At 52.1% G+C, this 5,102-nt stretch carries 1 tRNA gene and 3 rRNA genes; all 4 read left to right on the top strand.

Annotated elements, in window-relative coordinates:
- Positions 1–16: 16 nt before the first annotated feature.
- The 4 genes from CWI83_RS10550 to rrf all read left to right on the top strand — a co-directional run bounded on the left by CWI83_RS10550 (position 17) and on the right by rrf (position 5,094).
- Positions 17–1,559: ribosomal RNA gene (locus CWI83_RS10550) — 16S ribosomal RNA — on the top strand.
- A gap of 115 nt (positions 1,560–1,674) precedes the next feature.
- Positions 1,675–1,750, top strand: a tRNA-Ala gene (locus CWI83_RS10545).
- 218 nt (positions 1,751–1,968) lie between these two features.
- A 23S ribosomal RNA gene (locus tag CWI83_RS10540) occupies positions 1,969–4,849 on the top strand.
- 129 nt (positions 4,850–4,978) lie between these two features.
- Positions 4,979–5,094, top strand: a 5S ribosomal RNA gene (gene rrf, locus CWI83_RS10535).
- The 16S, 23S and 5S rRNA genes sit together here with 1 tRNA gene alongside, the layout of an rRNA operon.
- Positions 5,095–5,102: the final 8 nt, after the last annotated feature.

The following is a 5,102-nucleotide window of genomic DNA, read 5'->3' as shown; positions in this document are numbered from 1 at the left end:
GTCGATTAAACACTTTAAATTGAAGAGTTTGATCATGGCTCAGATTGAACGCTGGCGGCAGGCCTAACACATGCAAGTCGAGCGGTAACAGGAAGAAGCTTGCTTCTTTGCTGACGAGCGGCGGACGGGTGAGTAATGCTTGGGAACTTGCCTTTAGGAGGGGGATAACCATTGGAAACGATGGCTAATACCGCATAATGTCTCCGGACCAAAGCAGGGGATCTTCGGACCTTGCACCTAAAGATAGGCCCAAGTGAGATTAGCTAGTTGGTGGGGTAACGGCCCACCAAGGCGACGATCTCTAGCTGTTCTGAGAGGATGATCAGCCACACTGGGACTGAGACACGGCCCAGACTCCTACGGGAGGCAGCAGTGGGGAATATTGCACAATGGGGGAAACCCTGATGCAGCCATGCCGCGTGTGTGAAGAAGGCCTTCGGGTTGTAAAGCACTTTCAGTGGTGAGGAAGGGTTGTAAGTTAATACCTTGCAACATTGACGTTAGCCACAGAAGAAGCACCGGCTAACTCCGTGCCAGCAGCCGCGGTAATACGGAGGGTGCAAGCGTTAATCGGAATTACTGGGCGTAAAGCGTACGTAGGCGGCCTATTAAGCAAGATGTGAAAGCCCCGGGCTCAACCTGGGAATGGCATTTTGAACTGGTAGGCTCGAGTTCTGAAGAGGGTGGTAGAATTTCCAGTGTAGCGGTGAAATGCGTAGAGATTGGAAGGAATACCGGTGGCGAAGGCGGCCACCTGGTCAGAAACTGACGCTGAGGTACGAAAGCGTGGGGAGCAAACAGGATTAGATACCCTGGTAGTCCACGCCGTAAACGATGTCAACTAGTTGTTCGTGTCATAAAAGATGTGAGTAACGCAGCTAACGCACTAAGTTGACCGCCTGGGGAGTACGGCCGCAAGGTTAAAACTCAAATGAATTGACGGGGGCCCGCACAAGCGGTGGAGCATGTGGTTTAATTCGATGCAACGCGAAGAACCTTACCATCCCTTGACATCCAGAGAAGATTTTAGAGATAGAATTGTGCCTTCGGGAACTCTGAGACAGGTGCTGCATGGCTGTCGTCAGCTCGTGTTGTGAGATGTTGGGTTAAGTCCCGCAACGAGCGCAACCCTTATCCTTAGTTGCCAGCGGTTCGGCCGGGAACTCTAGGGAGACTGCCGGTGATAAACCGGAGGAAGGTGGGGACGACGTCAAGTCATCATGGCCCTTACGGGATGGGCTACACACGTGCTACAATGGCGCATACAAAGGGAAGCGAGCTAGCGATAGTGAGCGGATCTCAAAAAGTGCGTCGTAGTCCGGATTGGAGTCTGCAACTCGACTCCATGAAGTCGGAATCGCTAGTAATCGCGGATCAGAATGCCGCGGTGAATACGTTCCCGGGCCTTGTACACACCGCCCGTCACACCATGGGAGTGGGCTGCACCAGAAGTAGATAGCTTAACCTTCGGGAGGGCGTTTACCACGGTGTGGTTCATGACTGGGGTGAAGTCGTAACAAGGTAGCCGTAGGGGAACCTGCGGCTGGATCACCTCCTTATGAAACGCCTTGAAGATGTTAAGTGCTCACACAGATTGTTTGGTTTGATAAAACGCTTAAGAAGAAACTGGGTCTGTAGCTCAGCGGGTTTGAGTGCACCTGTCCTGCCTAAGTCGGGGCCATAGCTCAGCTGGGAGAGCGCCTGCCTTGCACGCAGGAGGTCAGCGGTTCGATCCCGCTTGGCTCCACCACTTCTTCTTAAGGACGTCGTTAGGGTTAAGGCTGTTTTATGAAGCAGGTTTAACGGTAACGATGTGTTACGTGCTCTTTAACAAGATGAACAAGCTGATTGTAATAAAGAAATGAAATGCCACTCTACTTGAATCAACCATTTTGGTAGAGGCGTATCGAACTTGTGTACAGCGAACGACCTAAACTTTACGTCCGAAAAGACATTTTCGGGTTGTATGGTTAAGTGAATAAGCGTAGACGGTGGATGCCTTGGCAGTTGGAGGCGATGAAGGACGTACTAACTTGCGATAAGCCATGATGAGGCAGTAAGAGCCGCTTGAGTCATGGATTTCCGAATGGGGCAACCCACTCTGCTTGCAGAGTATCTTGCACTGAATTCATAGGTGTAAGAGGCGAACCCGGAGAACTGAAACATCTAAGTACCCGGAGGAAAAGAAATCAACCGAGATTTCCCTAGTAGCGGCGAGCGAACGGGAATTAGCCCTTAAGCAATCATGGTGTTAGTGGAACAAGCTGGAAAGCTTGACGATACAGGGTGATAGTCCCGTACACGACGGTGCCATGAATGTGAAAACGAGTAGGTCGGGACACGTGTTATCTTGACTGAATATGGGGGGACCATCCTCCAAGGCTAAATACTCCCAACTGACCGATAGTGAACCAGTACCGTGAGGGAAAGGCGAAAAGAACCCCGGCGAGGGGAGTGAAATAGAACCTGAAACCGTCTACGTACAAGCAGTAGGAGCACCTTCGTGGTGTGACTGCGTACCTTTTGTATAATGGGTCAGCGACTTATATTTTGTAGCGAGGTTAACCGCATAGGGGAGCCGTAGGGAAACCGAGTCTTAACTGGGCGCTTAGTTGCAAGGTATAGACCCGAAACCGGGCGATCTAGCCATGGGCAGGTTGAAGGTTGAGTAACATCAACTGGAGGACCGAACTCACTAATGTTGAAAAATTAGGAGATGACCTGTGGCTCGGAGTGAAAGGCTAATCAAGCCCGGAGATAGCTGGTTCTCCCCGAAATCTATTTAGGTAGAGCCTCGGACGAATACCACTGGGGGTAGAGCACTGTTTGGGCTAGGGGGTCATCCCGACTTACCAACCCCATGCAAACTCCGAATACCAGTGAGTACTATCCGGGAGACACACGGCGGGTGCTAACGTCCGTCGTGAAGAGGGAAACAACCCAGACCGCCAGCTAAGGTCCCCAAGTCATAGCTAAGTGGGAAACGATGTGGGAAGGCTCAGACAGCTAGGAGGTTGGCTTAGAAGCAGCCACCCTTTAAAGAAAGCGTAATAGCTCACTAGTCGAGTCGGCCTGCGCGGAAGATGTAACGGGGCTAAGCTATGCACCGAAGCTGCGGCAGCAACTTGTTTGCTGGGTAGGGGAGCGTTCTGTAAGCCGTTGAAGGTGGATTGAGAAGTCTGCTGGAGGTATCAGAAGTGCGAATGCTGACATGAGTAACGATAATGCGGGTGAAAAACCCGCACGCCGGAAGACCAAGGTTTCCTATCCCATGCTAATCAGGGTAGGGTAAGTCGGCCCCTAAGGCGAGGCCGAAAGGCGTAGTCGATGGGAATCAGGTTAATATTCCTGAACCGACATGTACTGCGATGGGGGGACGGAGAAGGCTAGGCAAGCCGGGTGTTGGTTATCCCGGTGAAAGTATGTAGGTTGGCGGCTTAGGAAAATCCGGGCTGCTAAGACTGAGATACGAGACGAGTACCTACGGGTGCGAAGTTGTTGATGCCCTGCTTCCAGGAAAAGCCTCTAAGCTTCAGGTACATGTTGACCGTACCCGAAACCGACACAGGTGGTCAGGTAGAGAATACTAAGGCGCTTGAGAGAACTCGGGTGAAGGAACTAGGCAAAATAGTACCGTAACTTCGGGAGAAGGTACGCCAGAGCTGGTGACTCCCTATCGGGATGAGCTGGAGCTGGCCGCAGTGACCAGGTGGCTGGGACTGTTTATTAAAAACACAGCACTCTGCAAAATCGAAAGATGACGTATAGGGTGTGACACCTGCCCGGTGCCGGAAGGTTAATTGATGGGGTTAGCGTAAGCGAAGCTCTTGATCGAAGCCCCGGTAAACGGCGGCCGTAACTATAACGGTCCTAAGGTAGCGAAATTCCTTGTCGGGTAAGTTCCGACCTGCACGAATGGTGTAACCATGGCCACGCTGTCTCCACCCGAGACTCAGTGAAATTGAAATCGCCGTGAAGATGCGGTGTACCCGCGGCTAGACGGAAAGACCCCGTGAACCTTTACTACAGCTTGGCACTGAACATTGAACCTCCATGTGTAGGATAGGTGGGAGGCTTAGAAGCGTTGGCGCTAGTTGACGTGGAGCCATCCTTGAAATACCACCCTTGTATGTTTGATGTTCTAACTTGGGCCCCTTATCGGGGTTGAGGACAGTGCCTGGTGGGTAGTTTGACTGGGGCGGTCTCCTCCCAAAGCGTAACGGAGGAGCACGAAGGTTGGCTAAGTACGGTCGGACATCGTACGGTTAGTGTAATGGCACAAGCCAGCTTAACTGCGAGACAGACACGTCGAGCAGGTGCGAAAGCAGGTCATAGTGATCCGGTGGTTCTGAATGGAAGGGCCATCGCTCAACGGATAAAAGGTACTCCGGGGATAACAGGCTGATACCGCCCAAGAGTTCATATCGACGGCGGTGTTTGGCACCTCGATGTCGGCTCATCACATCCTGGGGCTGTAGTCGGTCCCAAGGGTATGGCTGTTCGCCATTTAAAGTGGTACGCGAGCTGGGTTTAGAACGTCGTGAGACAGTTCGGTCCCTATCTGCCGTGGGCGTTTGAGAGTTGAGAGGGGTTGCTCCTAGTACGAGAGGACCGGAGTGAACGAACCTCTGGTGTTCGGGTTGTCACGCCAGTGGCACTGCCCGGTAGCTATGTTCGGAATCGATAACCGCTGAAAGCATCTAAGCGGGAAGCGAGCCTCGAGATAAGCTCTCACTAGCACGTAAGTGCTCTAAAGGGTTGTTGTAGACGACGACGTTGATAGGCGGGGTGTGGAAGCGTAGTAATGCGTTAAGCTAACCCGTACTAATTGCCCGTGAGGCTTAACCATACAACACCGAAGGTGTTTTGGATAAGTTTAGGCGTAAAGCCAAGTATGTAAGTTCGAGCCTTTACCGAAGGTGAGACGAGAGAGTGGCGTTTTAGCGCAATCAGTTATTCATCTTGTTGACCAGTTTTGCCTGGCGGCCATAGCGAAGTGGAACCACCTGACTCCATTCCGAACTCAGACGTGAAACGCTTCCGCGCCGATGGTAGTGTGGGGATTCCCCATGTGAGAGTAGGTCACTGCCAGGCTCCTATCC

Origin of the sequence: Pseudidiomarina taiwanensis (genome assembly GCF_003987435.1) — a bacterium.
GTDB classification, from domain to species: domain Bacteria; phylum Pseudomonadota; class Gammaproteobacteria; order Enterobacterales; family Alteromonadaceae; genus Pseudidiomarina; species Pseudidiomarina taiwanensis.
Note: the sequence above shows the minus strand (reverse complement) of the source record. Positions and strands in the feature narration are given on the sequence as shown.